We start from the raw sequence: 14436 nt of genomic DNA, 5'->3' as shown, positions 1-14436 counted from the left end.
ATATTTCTTTGTAATATGCAAACAAGTATCGCTTCCTCCACAAATCCGATTCCTGGTCAATACTGGCAATGGCGCGGACACAATGTGTACTATGTACAAGCAGGAAAACCACACCTTCAGCGTTCACCCTTGCTATTAGTACATGGTTTTGGTGCTTCCACAGACCATTGGCGCAAGAATATCACAGAATTAAGTGCAGATTTCCAAGTATTTGCCATTGACCTGTTAGGATTTGGGCGTTCCGCCAAACCTAATTTACAGTATAGCGGTGACTTGTGGCGCGACCAACTCCATGATTTTATCAGTGAAGTGATTGGTCAAAGGACAATTTTAGCAGGTAATTCTTTAGGTGGTTACGCTTGTTTATGCGTTGCTTCCCAACGTCCTGACAGTGCTGCTGGTGTGGTATTACTTAATAGTGCTGGTCCATTTTCCCCACCAGAAAATCAAATTCAACCTGCTATCAATCCTCTACAAAAAGTTTTAGGTAAAACTGTTAAATGGTTTTTTAAACAACGTTTAGCCCAGTCTTTATTATTTCAATATACGCGCCAAAAGTGGGTAATTCGCCGAACCTTAGCAAAAGTTTATCTTGATCAAAGTGCAATTACAGATCAATTAGTAGCAGAAATTCAGCGTCCAGCTTTTGATAAAGGGGCGTTAGATGTATTTGTTTCTGTTTTTAGTAGTCCTCAAGGGGCAAAAGTTGACATTTTACTTAAACAATTAACTTGTCCATTATTGTTATTATGGGGAGAAGCAGATCCTTGGATGAAAGCGCGAGAACGTTCCCAAAAATTCCATGAATATTATCCCCAATTAACAGAATATTTTCTCACAGCTGGTCATTGTCCCCATGATGAAATTCCTGAACAGGTGAATTCACATTTACGGGATTGGGTAATGAGTTTGAGTTAAAAATAAAATGGGCGGGTAGGCACCTTGCCCGCCCGCAACATTTTAATTATGACTTTATCTAATTGACATCTTCTTTAAGGTATATTTCTTTAGTAGTAAATTGGTAATAGCAGATTTTGATAATTACTTCTTTAGACTCACGTATATAAATCGAAAACCTTTAAAACTAAAAATATAACTCATGTCCATAACACTAAAATTATAGATATAATGACACAATCTGTAGACACAAAACCACAAGTTCAAGAATTGCGTAACCTGCTTGCAGGTTTTGAATGTGGGATGTTAACCACAGTTGATGATGATGCCACTTTACATAGTCGTCCTATGTCAATTTGTAATGAAATTGACAATGATGCTACACTCTGGTTTTTTACATTAGTCAATTCCCATAAAGTAGTAGAAATCGAAGATCATCAACAGGTGAATATTAGTTTTTCCGCACCTAATCAACAACGATATGTTTCCATATTAGGAACAGCCCAATTAACAAGAGACCGTAATCAACTGCAAGGAAAATGGCAACACAAATTACAAACTTGGTTTCCAAAAGGAATAAATGAACCAAATCTTGCATTACTGAAAGTCAAAGTTAATAAAGTAGATTATTGGGAGAGTTCATCTAGTTCTAGTCCGCAAACGATTAGTTTTTTGGAACTATCCCAACGTTAATTATATAAATTGCCATAATCCCAATAAAACCAAAATTACAGCAATTTTCACATATTTAAACCACAGCTTAAATTAATTTCTTCCTTTGCGCCTTTGCTCCTTTGCGCCTTTGCGCGAAACAAAAATAAGATGTGGTTTATTTACTTAAAAATAGCTGGAATCATCCTAAAAATAACTTATATGCCGGATTATCGCTTTCATTGCAATAATGATAACCAAGATTATCTAAGAATGATTGCCATTCTGTTGTTTCATGGGGGGGAACTTGCATTCCTACCACAATTCTTCCATAGTCTGCACCATTATTGCGATAATGAAATAAGCTAATATTCCAATCAGGAGACATAGAAGTTACAAATTGCATTAAAGCCCCTGGACGTTCGGGAAATTCAAAGCGATAAAGTAGTTCGTTTTTTGCAAGGGGAGAATGTCCTCCTACCATGTGACGCAAATGCAGTTTTGTTAATTCATCATCTGTTAAATCTATGGTTTTTAAACCGTGAGATTCAAAATTTTCGACCATTTTAGCAGCGTCGGCACGATTTTCTATTTGCACACCTACGAAAATATGCGCTTCTTTTTGGTCAGCAATGCGATAGTTAAATTCTGTGAGATTGCGCTTACCAATACATTCACAAAACTTTCTTAAACTACCTCTTGCTTCGGGAATTCTCACTGCAAAGATGGCTTCTCGACGTTCTCCAAATTCTGCCCGTTCTGCCACAAAACGTAACCGATCAAAGTTCATGTTAGCACCACAAGCAACGGCAACGAGGGTTTTATTTTGAATTTGTTCACGTTCTGCGTAGAGTTTTGCGCCAGCGATCGCTAATGCCCCCGCAGGTTCTAAAATAGAACGAGTATCCTCAAACACGTCTTTAATTGCCGCACAGGTGGCATCTGTATCCACTAAAATAATTTCGTCTACATATTGCTGACATAGGCGGAAGGTTTCTTCTCCTACTTCCCGCACCGCTACACCGTCAGCAAATAAACCCACCTGAGACAATCGCACTCTTTCGCCAGCTTGCAATGATTGATACATGGCGTTAGCGTCTACAGGTTCAACACCAATAATTTTAATATCGGGACGCAACCGTTTAACATAAGCTGCAATACCAGAAATCAAGCCACCACCACCAATAGCCACAAATATGGCATGAATGGGTTGCTGATATTGGCGCAGGATTTCCATACCGATTGTTCCCTGGCCAGCAATCACTTCCGGATCATCAAAGGGATGTATAAAGGTTAACCCTTTTTCTGCTTCCAGTTGTCGGGCGTAGGCGTAAGCATCATCATAGTTATTGCCATATAAGACAACTTCTCCTCCCCGCGCTTTGACTGCATTTATTTTTACCTGGGGCGTAATCACGGGCATAACGATGATGGCTTTTGTTCCCAAGCGACTGGCAGCTAAGGCTACACCTTGGGCATGATTTCCCGCAGAAGCCGCTATGACACCCTGTTCAAGTAAGTCTGGGGTGAGATTGACCATTTTGTTATATGCGCCCCGCAGTTTGAAGGAGAAGACTGATTGCATATCTTCCCGTTTCAGGAGGAGTTTATTATTCAGCCTCGCGGAGAGGTTCGGGGCATATTCTAGTGGTGTTTCTTGGGCTACATCATAGACGCGGGCGGTGAGGATTTGTACCAGGTAGTCGCAATACATATCAAGGGGTGCAATTGGGGTTGGTTGTTAATTCTACCGCTTGTTGGTTAGTTGGAGAGGATGGTTTTGGAAAATGATTTTGCCCCTCTATTAGCAGGTAAACTCGCTATAATAGAGATTTTTGTGGCTGTTAGTCGCTGATAAAAATCCCAATTGACAACATTCTTGGGTAAGATAATAGTTCTATTTAATAGAGGGTAAATTAATGAAGCAACAGTTAAATATCGCGTTAGGTCAAGCGTCAAGCCGGGGATTAATATTACTACTCCCTATTTTGGGAAATTTTCTCTTTTTAGCTAGTGCTAAAGCAGATTTGACTAGTAGTCTGACGATTGAAGTAGAAGGACTGAAAAACAAATCTGGACAAATTTGTGGTACTCTTTTTGATCAAAGTAAAGGATTTCCTAGTGATAGTAAAAAGGCTTGGCAATCCGAGTGTATTAAAATTACAGAAATGCCTCAAAAACTGATTTTTAAGGATTTAAAACCAGGTAATTATGCTGTTGCATTAATTCATGATGCCAATGGCAATGGTAATCTTGATACTAATTCTTTTGGTATGCCCACAGAAGGTTTTGGATTTTCTCAAAATCCAGAGGTTTTAACCGGACCTCCTAAGTTTAATGATTCGGCTGTTACTGTATCTAAAACTAATACCGATATTAAGATTAAGATGAAATATTTCTTTGGTTCTTAGCTAGAGACAGCGTAACCTACAATTATTAATTAACAGTGGGTTACGCTGCATCAAATTTATATTCCTTCTTAATCCTTTTTCCCTAGGAAAAAATGAACAGTTACGCCATTTATTCCAATTCTAAAACTTTTTGAGTATTCTCACGACGACGTTGTTCTTTCTTTTCAAACTCAGCTACACAGCTACCTTTATCAACCATTACACAGCTTAGATAATTGGTGATTTCGACCAATCCTGCGCGAAGTGCTTTACCGACAGGGGCTTTGGTTGTTTTTTGATTATCACCACCAACATTGATACCAGAAAAACATACCTTCGCCATTTTGTCAAAGTGCTAACAAAATATGGGTTTCGGACTATGGATTTAAAGTTCTATTCAAACTTTCCCTGTTTTAATTTTTGTATCTCCATATCCAGCAAACAAATCCTAAAACAAAATAAAGAAATTCACTTTTCAACTACCAGAACTATAGAATAATAGTAGTAGTCAGCAATACATAAAATCTATATTTACTGTCATCAAGACAACGTTTATCAGGGAATGAGTACAATTGAATATATGGAAAAATATCTTGCCTAAATAGCTGTAAAGGCTGACAGGTTCAGAGATTTCTTTTGAGTACAAAAAAGCTGCATCCCTAAGCCGAAAATACCAGTACCCCTGTAATTAAAAGCTAGTACCCCTACCCCAATAAAAAATGTAAATTTGTGTTACATAGGGGTTTAAACCTATTGAGTACAAGCTTAATAAATTTAATAAATCTAATCTGCATTGATAATTTCTGCTGCTGGGGAGTTATCTGATATAAGCATGAAAACAGTACAGGATTTTTTTACCTAACAGTACCAATGCACCAGTCATTAAACAGGATCAGTAAAACCGAGACTGTAAATAAAAAGCTCCGAAAAGATGGAAGTTCTCGACTTTTTTTAGAACCATTAATTAGTGATTTCCGGATTATTTTTGAGCGTGATCCAGCAGCACGTAATTGGTTAGAGGTTATATTTTGTTATCCGGGATTTCATGCTCTTTGTTTACATCGTCTTGCACATTGGTTACATATCCACAAGGTGAGTTTTATTCCCCGGTTGATTTCTCATTGGGGACGGTTTTTCACAGGTATTGAAATTCACCCAGGGGCAAAAATTGGTAAGGGTGTATTTATTGATCATGGCATGGGTGTTGTGATTGGTGAAACTGCTATTGTCGGAGACTATACACTCATTTATCAGGGTGTAACATTGGGAGGAACTGGCAAAGAAAGCGGTAAACGTCATCCAACTTTGGGTAATAATGTGATAGTTGGTGCGGGTGCGAAAGTATTAGGAAATATTCAAATTAGCGATCGCGTCCGCATCGGTGCAGGGTCAATTGTCTTGCGTGATGTGCCTCCAGATGCCACTGTGGTGGGTATTCCCGGACGGATTATTGCTCCTAAGTCTCATAATCGCATTTCTCCCTTAGAACATGGCAAATTACCCGATATAGAAGCAGGTATGATTCGTTCTTTACTCTTGCGGATTGAGCAATTAGAACAACAAGTCCAAACTCTCACCAATCATCACCGAAACCATCAATAACGTCAATTTCATAAATCTTGGATTACTAATGTCACAAAATTGTAAGTTTTTAACTGTCGGTGAACAAGTTTTGCAGATTCCTTTAGGTGATAGATGGTGTATTTATCACCGTTTGCAAGAGTTGATGATTTCCTGTTCCTGTCCCCCGGATGGGTCTTTGCGCGTGCAAGTTAATAACCTCCAAGAAGCGATTCTTGTTCGCAGTACATTAATGCAATTTTTTGCTTCTCGTCATCAATTGGTGAAGTGGTTAGAAAATTGTTTGTGTAATGGTATGGAGTAAAGATTACTGAAAACAATGATGTTTGTTTGATTGGTATTACTAATTACCATTGATAATTTTGAGAATGTCTCATCAAAAGCATATCAAAGATTAATTCTTGATGCAAGTCTGATTTATCTCAAGTCATTATTCACTCACAAACTATCTTGCATATTCAAGATAATTCACATAAGCTAAGGTTCACCCAATTTGCTAAAACTAAAAAAAATTAGTAATTGCTGATGGGAATAACTTGTACCTTATGTTGATTTCAATTGTCAATATCCAATTATGGTGATTAATAGTATTGATAGAAAGTTACTGCAATTTCTTCAAAAAGAACTAGCACTTTCCCAGGCTGATATTGCGGTAGCAACGCGACATCCTGAGTTCAATCATGGACCCTTACCGATGCTGCTTTGGCAATATGGTTTAGTAGATTTACAACAACTAGACAGGATTTTTGATTGGCTGGCAGAACACCATGAATTAAGGTAGATGAAAAATTACCAGTACCGCAAGGCGGAATTAAAAATTAAAAATTAATAATTAAAAAAGCGGATCATACAAGCTTTTTAATGGTTTTTAATGGTTATCTTATTTCCGCCGCAGTGTAATAGTGAAACTATGAGGTGAAAATTATGATTACTAGCTTAATTGCTGGCATAAGTATGTTATTTTTTACAGGATTTGCTAATGTTTATCTGGGTTATTGGCTACTAACAAAATTCACAAATAATACCACGAAAAATATTGGATAAATTATACTTATTTTTTGTTTCTTGTCATACAGATGCAACAGCAATATTTAGTTAATAATTAAGGATCGTAAATCATGAATCATGATTTATTCGCTCAATTAAGAATTTATTGCCCATCTACCACCATGAAAAATTGTAGCGAACAAGGATATTACAAAAAACTCCGCTAGAGGGACCTTGAAAATGTATCAAATCATGATTAATGATACGACATTACGTGATGGGGAACAGGCAGCAGGTGTTGCTTTTAACTTAGAAGAAAAAGTAGCGATCGCACAATTTCTCGATGCCATTGGTGTCCATGAATTAGAAGTAGGAATTCCGGCAATGGGAGAAGAAGAAATTCGCGCCATTGTTGCCATTCGTAACTTAGATCTACAAGCTAAATTATTAGGTTGGAATCGGGCTGTTATCTCAGATATTAAAGCTTCTATAGCCTGTGGACTCGAACGAGTACATATTGCTATTCCTGTGTCTGGAGTGCAAATTGCCGCTAAATTTCATGGGCAATGGCGAGTAAGTTTACAAAAACTAAAAGACTGTATTAGCTTCGCATTAGATCAAGGTCTTTGGGTATCAGTTGGTGGCGAAGATTCTTCTAGAGCCGACGAAAACTTTCTCCAAGATGTTGCCATGTTATCACAAGAATGGGGAGCATCTCGGTTTCGGTTTTGTGATACAGTTGGGGTACTTGATCCCTTCCGAACTCACCTTAAAGTTAAGCATTTAGTATCAACTCTATCAATTCCTGTTGAGATTCACACTCATAATGATTTTGGACTAGCAACTGCTAACGCTTTAGCCGGAATCAAAGCTGGTGCTGTATCTGTAAATACTACCGTTAATGGACTAGGAGAAAGAGCCGGAAATGCAGCTTTGGAAGAAGTAATTATGGCTCTAAAATGTATTTACGGTGTTGATTTGGGAATTCAGACTCAACACTTGTTAAAACTATCTCAATTAGTCGCTAAAGCTTCCGGCGCTAATGTTCAACCTTGGAAAGCAATTGTGGGTGAAAATACCTTTGCTCATGAGTCTGGTATTCATGCTCATGGTGTATTACAAAACCCAGTTACTTATGAACCTTATGCTCCTGAAGATGTAGGTTGGGAACGGCGTTTAGTCATAGGTAAACATTCTGGTCGGCATTCATTATCTAATCTATTAGAACAGCATGGCATCTTTCTCGATTCTCAAGAAACCCAAGCTGTTTTAGATGTAGTCCGTCAGCAATCAATCCTCAGAAAACGCAGTCTCACTACAGAAGAATTATTAAATTTAGTCAGCGAAAAAAGGTATTCCCATGCAACGTGATGAAATAGAACTGGACTCGCAACCCATTTTTGAAATTGGTCAAAAAGTTCGAGTTAAGAAACTAATCAAAAACGATGGAACTTTTCCCGGTCGAGAAATTGGGGAAGTTTTAGCCAAAATTGGTGATGTTGGTTATGTCTCCAGCATTGGCACATTTTTGCAAGCTTATTATATCTATGCTGTACATTTTTTGGAAACAGGGTACATCATCGGTTGTCGAAAAAGAGAACTAGAATCTGCTGAGGAAACACATGAAAGTAATGCTCCGAATGAATGATGCTGGTACTTTAGTTGTCTACGTCCCTAAAAAAGACTTAGAAGAAGAAGTAGTTAAAGAAACAGATGGTGCAGCAGGTAAAATTCTCACTTTAACTAATGGTTGGGAATTAGAATTTAGTGAATTTCCCGATAAAAGTCGTTTACCCGTAACAGTAGAAGCTAAACGTCTTCCTTAAAATTCCCATCAATACCAAGAAGGTAAAAGGTAAAATCTCTTTTCCCTCTTCCTTCTTTCTTCTTGCTTCTGACTACTGACTCCTGACTCCTAAGTTATTAAATTTTCTCTTGAAAAAATTGGGTTATCGCAAATGGGTGAAAAATATTTGGCTTTATCGGAATTGAATATTGAAGGACAGTTTTTAGGTTTTACAGGTAAAAAAACTGAAAAGTATAAACATTTACAGTTAGGAATTGCCGGGGGAAATATCAAAATTAAAATTCCTAAAAATTTACGTTGTTCTATAGGTTTATCTTTAGTCCCTGGTGAGCAAATTCATATAGATGGTATTAGTAAATTAAACCCCCGTAACAGGAAATTAAAACTCGAAGCTTATCAAATTCAAGCAGTGGGTTTTTGTCTGATCAAAAATCCGCTTCCGCTTCCTCTTCCTCAACCTAAAGCCAAGATTATGGTATGTCAAAAATCTGGTTGTCTGAAACGGGGTGGAAAGGGGTTATTATCAGACTTAGAAAAAACTTTGGGCGATCGCGGTTTATCTGATAAAGTAACTATTGAACATACCGATTGTCAAAAACGCTGTAGCAGCGCCCCCAATTGTGTTTTAATGTTAGGTAAAAAACAATACAAAAAAGTTCATCCAGAAGCCATAGCGTCTTTGTTAGAGAATCATTTGAGTTAACTTGTCAATATATCTGATAAAATCGTTGCTAAAAGTACACCGCATTATCTCGTTCCCAGTCTCTGACTGGGAATGCTATAACAGAGGCTCTGCCTCTACTATTATTGAAGGCACAGAATCAGGATACCCAGGATTAAAGGATTTACAGAATAATTTTATTCACAATATTCTTAGCTATTAATACTTTGAGGATGAATAATCGTAACTTCTGGAACAGCTATAAAATCTTTGGGGTTTAAAGTTAAAATATGGCTGATATTATGAGCAAGCATCACAGCTAATATGTGTATATCGTGAGTGCGTTTACCAGAAATATTATATGTTGTCACCAAGTTCAACCAAATAGAAAACACATCTGGTATCTCTTCTAGTAAATCAAATTGATTTATTAGCATTTGTACTGCTTGAGTTGTTTGTTTTCCAGTCCATCCTAATCCATTAACATTAACAGGACGAGTAGCAACAACCCAAAATTCAATGATTACCTGAGAGGTAATAAAACATTGATGATTATTAGATATTAAATATTTAATTGTTTTATCAACTAAATGAAAATCTGGAGATGTTATATCTCTTGAACGTAACAGAATATTGGTATCTAATAAGTAATTACTCATCTTCCTCTATCATCATAAATGTTTTCTCGACGTAGTGCTTCATCAGGAAGATTAACAGAACTTTGAGGAGCTTTTTCTATCCACTCTTGCCAAAGTTTTAATCTTTCTTCAGAGGTTAAAGGCTTTTTAGTTTGTTTGTTGAAATCCTGATAAATCAGCCTTTCTTGGAAAAGTTGTTTTTCGTCGGGAGTTAATTTGGAAACAATTTCTACAAGGGAGTCAACAAGTTGTATATTCATAATTATTTATGTCATTTACTAGGTTATAGGCAATATTACACTGTATATCAATTATAAACCCTAAACTGTAAGAATCAGGATATCCAGGATTAAAGGATTTACAGGATGTTTATTGCAAAATTCTTTTAGTCCATTTTAACGGACTTTCGCTATAAGACTGGGAATAGATTCCCAGGCGGGTGATGATGCTTCATGAAGTATAATTTCTCTATCCTAATTATCAACAACTAATAAATAATCAAAAAATTACATCCTGAAAATCCTCAAATCCTGGATATCCTGATTCTGACAAGATTAAAATTATGTAAACAACTAGCCAAATTACCAAAAAATCATTCCTTATCCACCAAACCCTCCAAAACCTGCTGCAAATCACTCGTCAACTCAGCCACAGATTGTCTAGCAGCAACCCGACTACCTTTATAAACCGGATAACGTTCAGAAACAGAAATTGGTGTACCCACAGTTATCTTCACCTGTTGCTTACCCAATTGTGGACGATTTAAAGGAATATTCCCCTTAATTTTATTCACCATATCCCATAAAAGTAAAGTCATTTCTGCAAATCTTTCCACCGTTGGTTTTTCGCGGATATAAATCCCAGAAACAGCCACAAAACTCTCAACTAACCTCATGTGCCACATCCGAAAGTATGCTTCTTCAGCAATTCTATCTCCCAAACTTTTATCAATAGATGATAATAATTTAATATCCTTAAAATCTTCCCTAAATATATAATTCCAACCTGCTTGTTCTACCCGTCTACATCTATCATTCCAATTCCCTCTAGATGGTAAATCAAAATATTGTTCAGCAATAAATAAAGCGATATTCATTACAGCTTGTAACCGATAAGCTAAAGCCTCATTTCTATCTGTAATTTCCCCATTAGTAATCTTTTCATCTGGCAATGTTTGATGATAAAATTTAGTATAAAATTGCTCCATTACCGATAATAAATGTTCAGCTAACCCTAATAATCGGGGATAAAGCGCAGCAAAAGAAGCCTCAGTTTTCTCTTGATTCACAGATAAACCACTAGCTGCCTCTAATTCAGTTAATAAATTTGCTATATTATCCCAAGGTTCATGGACATAACTATATTTAATTCCTATTGGTAAAATTAAAACTTCCTCATCTCTTCCCGCTTTTTGCAAATCTTCCGCACACCAAAAACCCATCTGTGCGATACCCGGTTCTAACGGACTAATAATCTCCGATAAACCATTTGTAGCACCCTCGGGCGCAGCAGCCATGGGAAACTTACCATTAATATACAAATCCCGCGCGGAACGCAACCCAGTCCAATCGGCTTTACCGCGTTGAATCGGAGTTCCCCCCAAGTGAGAAATTACCCAACCAACTTGAGAACCAGCCCAAAGAGGAATTCCCCGATCATAGATAAAATGGGCATGAAGTGGATATTGTAGCCGTGTACCCCCAACTCGTGCTACTTTAGGCAAGATTTGGGACAGTAAATAAGTTAAACAAAGAGGGTCTGCTGTTTGAGGATGACGAAACGCCAACATAAACCGGATTTTACCATCCTGAAACCGCTGATAACAATCCGCCAAAGTTTCAACATTGTTTGCTTCAATGTTGCTAATGGGTGTTTTCCACCGAATCCAGTTAGGTAGAACTAAATGTACCAACTTTAACAACAAAGGGTTAAAAGCTGGCGGAATAAATTCTAAAGGTGGTTGTGCTTGATACATTGCTTCCGACAAGGTAATTATCTCCTCAAGTTACATGAAAACATTTTAGTAGGACTTACGCAAGATTCATGGAATAACGAACCACAGAGGCACAGAGGTCACGGAGAAATGCGGATTTGGGAGATATTTTGCATAAGTCCTGTTTAGAAGTAAGTGATTTTAAAAGTTAGTAAGTAAAGGTAAAAACAATGCGATTATCACAAATGTTATTTGTTACGCTACGGGATGATCCTGCTGATGCGGAAATCCCTAGCCATAAATTATTACTCCGTGCAGGTTATATCCGTCGCATCGGTAGTGGGATTTATGCTTATCTTCCCCTAATGTGGCGGGTTTTGCAAAAAGTTTCCCAAATTGTGCGGGAAGAAATGAATGCTACCGGCGCACAAGAATGTTTATTACCGCAGTTACAACCTTCTGAATTATGGCAGGAGTCGGGACGCTGGGACACCTATACTAAAGCTGAGGGAATCATGTTTTCTCTCGTTGATAGAAGGGAACAACAATTAGGACTTGGCCCAACTCACGAAGAAGTAATTACTACTGTTGCCCGTGATATGATTCGTTCCTATCGTCAATTACCTGTACATTTATATCAAATTCAAACTAAGTTTCGTGATGAAATTCGTCCCCGGTTTGGTTTAATGCGCGGACGAGAATTTATCATGAAAGATGGTTATTCTTTTCATGCTGATGAAGAAAGTTTGAAAAAAACTTACCAGGAAATGTACACTGCTTACAGTAATATGTTGCGGCGTTCTGGTTTGGCTTTTCGGGCTGTGGAAGCTGATTCTGGGGCTATTGGTGGTTCTGGTTCGACAGAATTTATGGTGTTAGCAGATGCGGGAGAAGATGAGGTTCTCTATACTGAAGATGGTAAATATGCGGCTAACGTAGAAAAAGCAGTTTCTTTAGTAGCGGAAGCGGAAACTTCACCTTTTACAACTTACGAAAAACGGGAAACTCCGGGAATTGATACAATTGAAAAACTTTGTAATTTCTTGAAATGTTCTCCAACTCAAATTGTCAAAAACGTTTTATATCAAACTGTATATGATAACGGGTTAACAGTTTTGGTGTTAATCAATATTCGCGGAGATCAGGAAATTAATGAAGTCAAATTACAAAATGAATTAACTAAATTAGCTCCTCAATTTGGTGCTAAAACTATTCTGACTTTAACTGTACCCAATGCCGAAGCCCAAGAAACGTGGAAAGCTAAATCTTTACCTTTAGGTTATATCGCACCAGACATTGCTGATGATTATATTGCGGGAAGTAAACAGGTAAATTCTCAATTTGTGCGGTTGGTAGATCAAACTGCGGTGGAGTTAAAGAATTTTGTTACTGGTGCAAATGAAAGCGGTTTTCACGTAGTTGGTGCAAATTGGAATGAGCAATTTAAATTACCTGCTATAGCCGTAGATATTCATAAAGCAAAATTAGGCGATCGCTCCCTGCATGACCCAACCCAAACCCTACAAACAGCTAGAGGTATCGAAGCTGGTCACATCTTCCAACTGGGGACAAAATACTCCCAAGCTATGGGTGCAACTTATACCAACGAACAAGGGGAAGAAAAGCCTTTAGTTATGGGTTGTTATGGTGTTGGCGTGTCACGTTTAGCACAATCAGCCGTAGAACAATCCTATGATAAAGATGGCATAATTTGGCCAGTAGCGATCGCACCATATCACGCTATTGTCACAATTCCTAACATCAAAGATGCCCAACAAATCGAAATTGCCGAAAAACTCTACACAGAACTCAACTCTTCAGGTGTAGAAACTTTGTTAGATGATAGAGATGAACGGGCAGGTGTTAAATTCAAAGATGCAGATTTAATCGGGATTCCCTTTAGAATAGTCACCGGACGAGCGATTACAAATGGTAAAGTCGAAGTAGTCAAACGCGCAAATCGTGAATCTCAAGAAATTATCATTGAGGAAGTAGTCAATACATTGCAACAGTGGATTAATGAGGCAATAGAACGTTAAAATTCAACTCTTGTGGGGTGGGCATACTATGGCTAACGCTGCGCTATCGACAAGCTCAGTACAAGTCTTGCCCGCCATCATCATAGATCATTTTCACTCAAACCGGCAATTTTTAAGTAAGTGGGCTGAGAAAAACCAAAATGTGTCAAGAAAAGTAAAATCGCCCAAAACTTCTTCACTCTTGCATGAGTGCCTCTTTCCTGTTGCCTTGCCATAACGACAATAATTTTTAACGCCAACCTACTTAATAGATTTAGGGTAGTATTAGATATACCTGTAAATACGCAATAAATGATCGGAAAAAACCTCTGTTTTTCCGTCCCCTACTCCCCTGCCCCTCTTCTCCCCATGCTTGCCTTTACCCGTCATTTTTGGATTGACAGACTACTATCATTGTCTCACCCTCGTAAATTGGCTAAGGTATTGCCTAAAAAAATATTTTCCAAACCCCTTGACAAAAAAAGGAAGGATTGCTATATTAGATAAGTGCCGAAGAGAGAAACGACTCCCGGCAACTGAACCGAGAAAAAATAATACTTTGAAAGAATAGATTAAACCAATCCTCGTCGTGAAGATAATTTAAAGAGGATTCGAAATTTTAACTAATTTCGGAGCCGACAAACTCGAAAGAAACAAAATGGAGAGTTTGATCCTGGCTCAGGATGAACGCTGGCGGTATGCTTAACACATGCAAGTCGAACGGAATCTTTAGGGATTTAGTGGCGGACGGGTGAGTAACGCGTAAGAATCTACCTTCAGGTTGGGGACAACCACTGGAAACGGTGGCTAATACCGAATGTGCCGAGAGGTGAAAGGCTTGCTGCCTGAAGAAGAGCTTGCGTCTGATTAGCT

At 37.9% G+C, this 14436-nt stretch carries 16 protein-coding genes and 1 rRNA gene; 12 read left to right on the top strand and 5 right to left on the bottom strand.

Annotated elements, in window-relative coordinates; all coding sequences use genetic code 11:
* Window positions 1–15 precede the first annotated feature (15 nt).
* Both PN450_RS01505 and PN450_RS01500 read left to right on the top strand, forming a co-directional pair.
* Window positions 16–918 (top strand): alpha/beta fold hydrolase, encoded by a 903-nt coding sequence (locus tag PN450_RS01505; RefSeq protein ID WP_271835200.1) that lies wholly within the window; start codon window positions 16–18, stop codon window positions 916–918.
* A 210-nt stretch (window positions 919–1128) separates the two neighbouring features.
* Window positions 1129–1590 carry a pyridoxamine 5'-phosphate oxidase family protein gene (locus tag PN450_RS01500; protein ID WP_271823202.1) on the top strand — a complete coding sequence of 154 codons (462 nt, stop codon included), beginning with the start codon at window positions 1129–1131 and terminating at the stop codon, window positions 1588–1590.
* 160 nt (window positions 1591–1750) lie between these two features.
* Here PN450_RS01500 and ilvA read toward each other — a convergent pair whose 3' ends face one another.
* A complete protein-coding gene (gene ilvA / locus PN450_RS01495; protein ID WP_271835199.1) occupies window positions 1751–3262 on the bottom strand; it encodes a threonine ammonia-lyase, biosynthetic in 1512 nt (503 codons plus the stop codon).
* 205 nt (window positions 3263–3467) lie between these two features.
* On the opposite strand from ilvA, the gene PN450_RS01490 reads away from it, so the two are divergent.
* Window positions 3468–3959, top strand: a complete 492-nt coding sequence (locus PN450_RS01490) for a DUF2141 domain-containing protein (protein WP_271835197.1) — start codon at window positions 3468–3470, stop codon at window positions 3957–3959.
* Window positions 3960–4068: 109 nt separating this feature from the next.
* Here the strand turns inward: PN450_RS01490 and PN450_RS01485 are convergent, their stop codons facing one another.
* Complete coding sequence (locus PN450_RS01485) at window positions 4069–4281, bottom strand: hypothetical protein (RefSeq protein ID WP_271835195.1); 213 nt, start codon at window positions 4279–4281, stop codon at window positions 4069–4071.
* A 527-nt stretch (window positions 4282–4808) separates the two neighbouring features.
* Here PN450_RS01485 and cysE point away from each other — a divergent pair.
* The 7 genes from cysE (at window position 4809) to PN450_RS01450 (ending at window position 9016) form a co-directional block, all read left to right on the top strand.
* A complete protein-coding gene (cysE, locus tag PN450_RS01480) occupies window positions 4809–5540 on the top strand; it encodes a serine O-acetyltransferase (RefSeq protein ID WP_271835194.1) in 732 nt (243 codons plus the stop codon).
* A gap of 28 nt (window positions 5541–5568) precedes the next feature.
* A complete protein-coding gene (locus PN450_RS01475; protein WP_148766455.1) occupies window positions 5569–5823 on the top strand; it encodes an Asr1405/Asl0597 family protein in 255 nt (84 codons plus the stop codon).
* A gap of 270 nt (window positions 5824–6093) precedes the next feature.
* A complete protein-coding gene (locus PN450_RS01470; protein WP_015078855.1) occupies window positions 6094–6300 on the top strand; it encodes a DUF2949 domain-containing protein in 207 nt (68 codons plus the stop codon).
* Between the two features lie 446 nt (window positions 6301–6746).
* Window positions 6747–7877: a homocitrate synthase gene (gene nifV / locus PN450_RS01465; RefSeq protein WP_015078854.1), complete on the top strand. Its 1131-nt coding sequence runs from the start codon at window positions 6747–6749 to the stop codon at window positions 7875–7877.
* A complete protein-coding gene (locus tag PN450_RS01460; protein ID WP_015078853.1) occupies window positions 7867–8154 on the top strand; it encodes a nitrogen fixation protein NifZ in 288 nt (95 codons plus the stop codon). The genes nifV and PN450_RS01460 overlap by 11 nt, the downstream gene beginning before the upstream one ends.
* On the top strand, window positions 8129–8332 hold the full coding sequence (gene nifT / locus PN450_RS01455) for a putative nitrogen fixation protein NifT (protein ID WP_148766457.1): 204 nt from the start codon (window positions 8129–8131) through the stop codon (window positions 8330–8332). The genes PN450_RS01460 and nifT overlap by 26 nt, the downstream gene beginning before the upstream one ends.
* A 132-nt stretch (window positions 8333–8464) precedes the next feature.
* Entirely contained in the window at window positions 8465–9016 is a 552-nt protein-coding gene (locus PN450_RS01450; protein WP_271835192.1) for a (2Fe-2S) ferredoxin domain-containing protein, read from the top strand.
* A gap of 170 nt (window positions 9017–9186) precedes the next feature.
* Here PN450_RS01450 and PN450_RS01445 read toward each other — a convergent pair whose 3' ends face one another.
* From PN450_RS01445 to PN450_RS01435, 3 genes are all read right to left on the bottom strand, one after another.
* Window positions 9187–9633 carry a type II toxin-antitoxin system VapC family toxin gene (locus tag PN450_RS01445; RefSeq protein ID WP_168696833.1) on the bottom strand — a complete coding sequence of 149 codons (447 nt, stop codon included), beginning with the start codon at window positions 9631–9633 and terminating at the stop codon, window positions 9187–9189.
* Window positions 9630–9872, bottom strand: a complete 243-nt coding sequence (locus PN450_RS01440; protein ID WP_015078849.1) for a hypothetical protein — start codon at window positions 9870–9872, stop codon at window positions 9630–9632. Before PN450_RS01440 ends, PN450_RS01445 begins: the two co-directional genes overlap by 4 nt.
* A gap of 332 nt (window positions 9873–10204) precedes the next feature.
* Window positions 10205–11587 carry a 1-acyl-sn-glycerol-3-phosphate acyltransferase gene (locus tag PN450_RS01435; protein WP_417033730.1) on the bottom strand — a complete coding sequence of 461 codons (1383 nt, stop codon included), beginning with the start codon at window positions 11585–11587 and terminating at the stop codon, window positions 10205–10207.
* A gap of 188 nt (window positions 11588–11775) precedes the next feature.
* On the opposite strand from PN450_RS01435, the gene PN450_RS01430 reads away from it, so the two are divergent.
* On the top strand, window positions 11776–13584 hold the full coding sequence (locus PN450_RS01430) for a proline--tRNA ligase (RefSeq protein ID WP_148766465.1): 1809 nt from the start codon (window positions 11776–11778) through the stop codon (window positions 13582–13584).
* A 634-nt stretch (window positions 13585–14218) separates the two neighbouring features.
* A 16S ribosomal RNA gene (locus PN450_RS01425) occupies window positions 14219–14436 on the top strand; the annotation flags it as partial.

The organism is Dolichospermum lemmermannii CS-548, assembly GCF_028330815.1.
GTDB classification, from domain to species: Bacteria; Cyanobacteriota; Cyanobacteriia; order Cyanobacteriales; family Nostocaceae; genus Dolichospermum; species Dolichospermum lemmermannii.
This window is presented reverse-complemented; position numbering and strand designations above follow the sequence as displayed.

Bases quoted from the DNA above. Each gene is read 5' to 3' on its own strand.
- PN450_RS01505 (WP_271835200.1), top strand. From the start codon at position 16: ATGCAAACAAGTATCGCTTCCTCCACAAATCCGATTCCTGGTCAATAC.
- PN450_RS01500 (WP_271823202.1), top strand. From the start codon at position 1,129: ATGACACAATCTGTAGACACAAAACCACAAGTTCAAGAATTGCGTAAC.
- ilvA (WP_271835199.1), bottom strand. From the start codon at position 3,262: ATGTATTGCGACTACCTGGTACAAATCCTCACCGCCCGCGTCTATGAT.
- PN450_RS01490 (WP_271835197.1), top strand. From the start codon at position 3,468: ATGAAGCAACAGTTAAATATCGCGTTAGGTCAAGCGTCAAGCCGGGGA.
- PN450_RS01485 (WP_271835195.1), bottom strand. From the start codon at position 4,281: ATGGCGAAGGTATGTTTTTCTGGTATCAATGTTGGTGGTGATAATCAA.
- cysE (WP_271835194.1), top strand. From the start codon at position 4,809: ATGCACCAGTCATTAAACAGGATCAGTAAAACCGAGACTGTAAATAAA.
- PN450_RS01475 (WP_148766455.1), top strand. From the start codon at position 5,569: ATGTCACAAAATTGTAAGTTTTTAACTGTCGGTGAACAAGTTTTGCAG.
- PN450_RS01470 (WP_015078855.1), top strand. From the start codon at position 6,094: ATGGTGATTAATAGTATTGATAGAAAGTTACTGCAATTTCTTCAAAAA.
- nifV (WP_015078854.1), top strand. From the start codon at position 6,747: ATGTATCAAATCATGATTAATGATACGACATTACGTGATGGGGAACAG.
- PN450_RS01460 (WP_015078853.1), top strand. From the start codon at position 7,867: ATGCAACGTGATGAAATAGAACTGGACTCGCAACCCATTTTTGAAATT.
- nifT (WP_148766457.1), top strand. From the start codon at position 8,129: ATGAAAGTAATGCTCCGAATGAATGATGCTGGTACTTTAGTTGTCTAC.
- PN450_RS01450 (WP_271835192.1), top strand. From the start codon at position 8,465: ATGGGTGAAAAATATTTGGCTTTATCGGAATTGAATATTGAAGGACAG.
- PN450_RS01445 (WP_168696833.1), bottom strand. From the start codon at position 9,633: ATGAGTAATTACTTATTAGATACCAATATTCTGTTACGTTCAAGAGAT.
- PN450_RS01440 (WP_015078849.1), bottom strand. From the start codon at position 9,872: ATGAATATACAACTTGTTGACTCCCTTGTAGAAATTGTTTCCAAATTA.
- PN450_RS01435 (WP_417033730.1), bottom strand. From the start codon at position 11,587: ATGTATCAAGCACAACCACCTTTAGAATTTATTCCGCCAGCTTTTAAC.
- PN450_RS01430 (WP_148766465.1), top strand. From the start codon at position 11,776: ATGCGATTATCACAAATGTTATTTGTTACGCTACGGGATGATCCTGCT.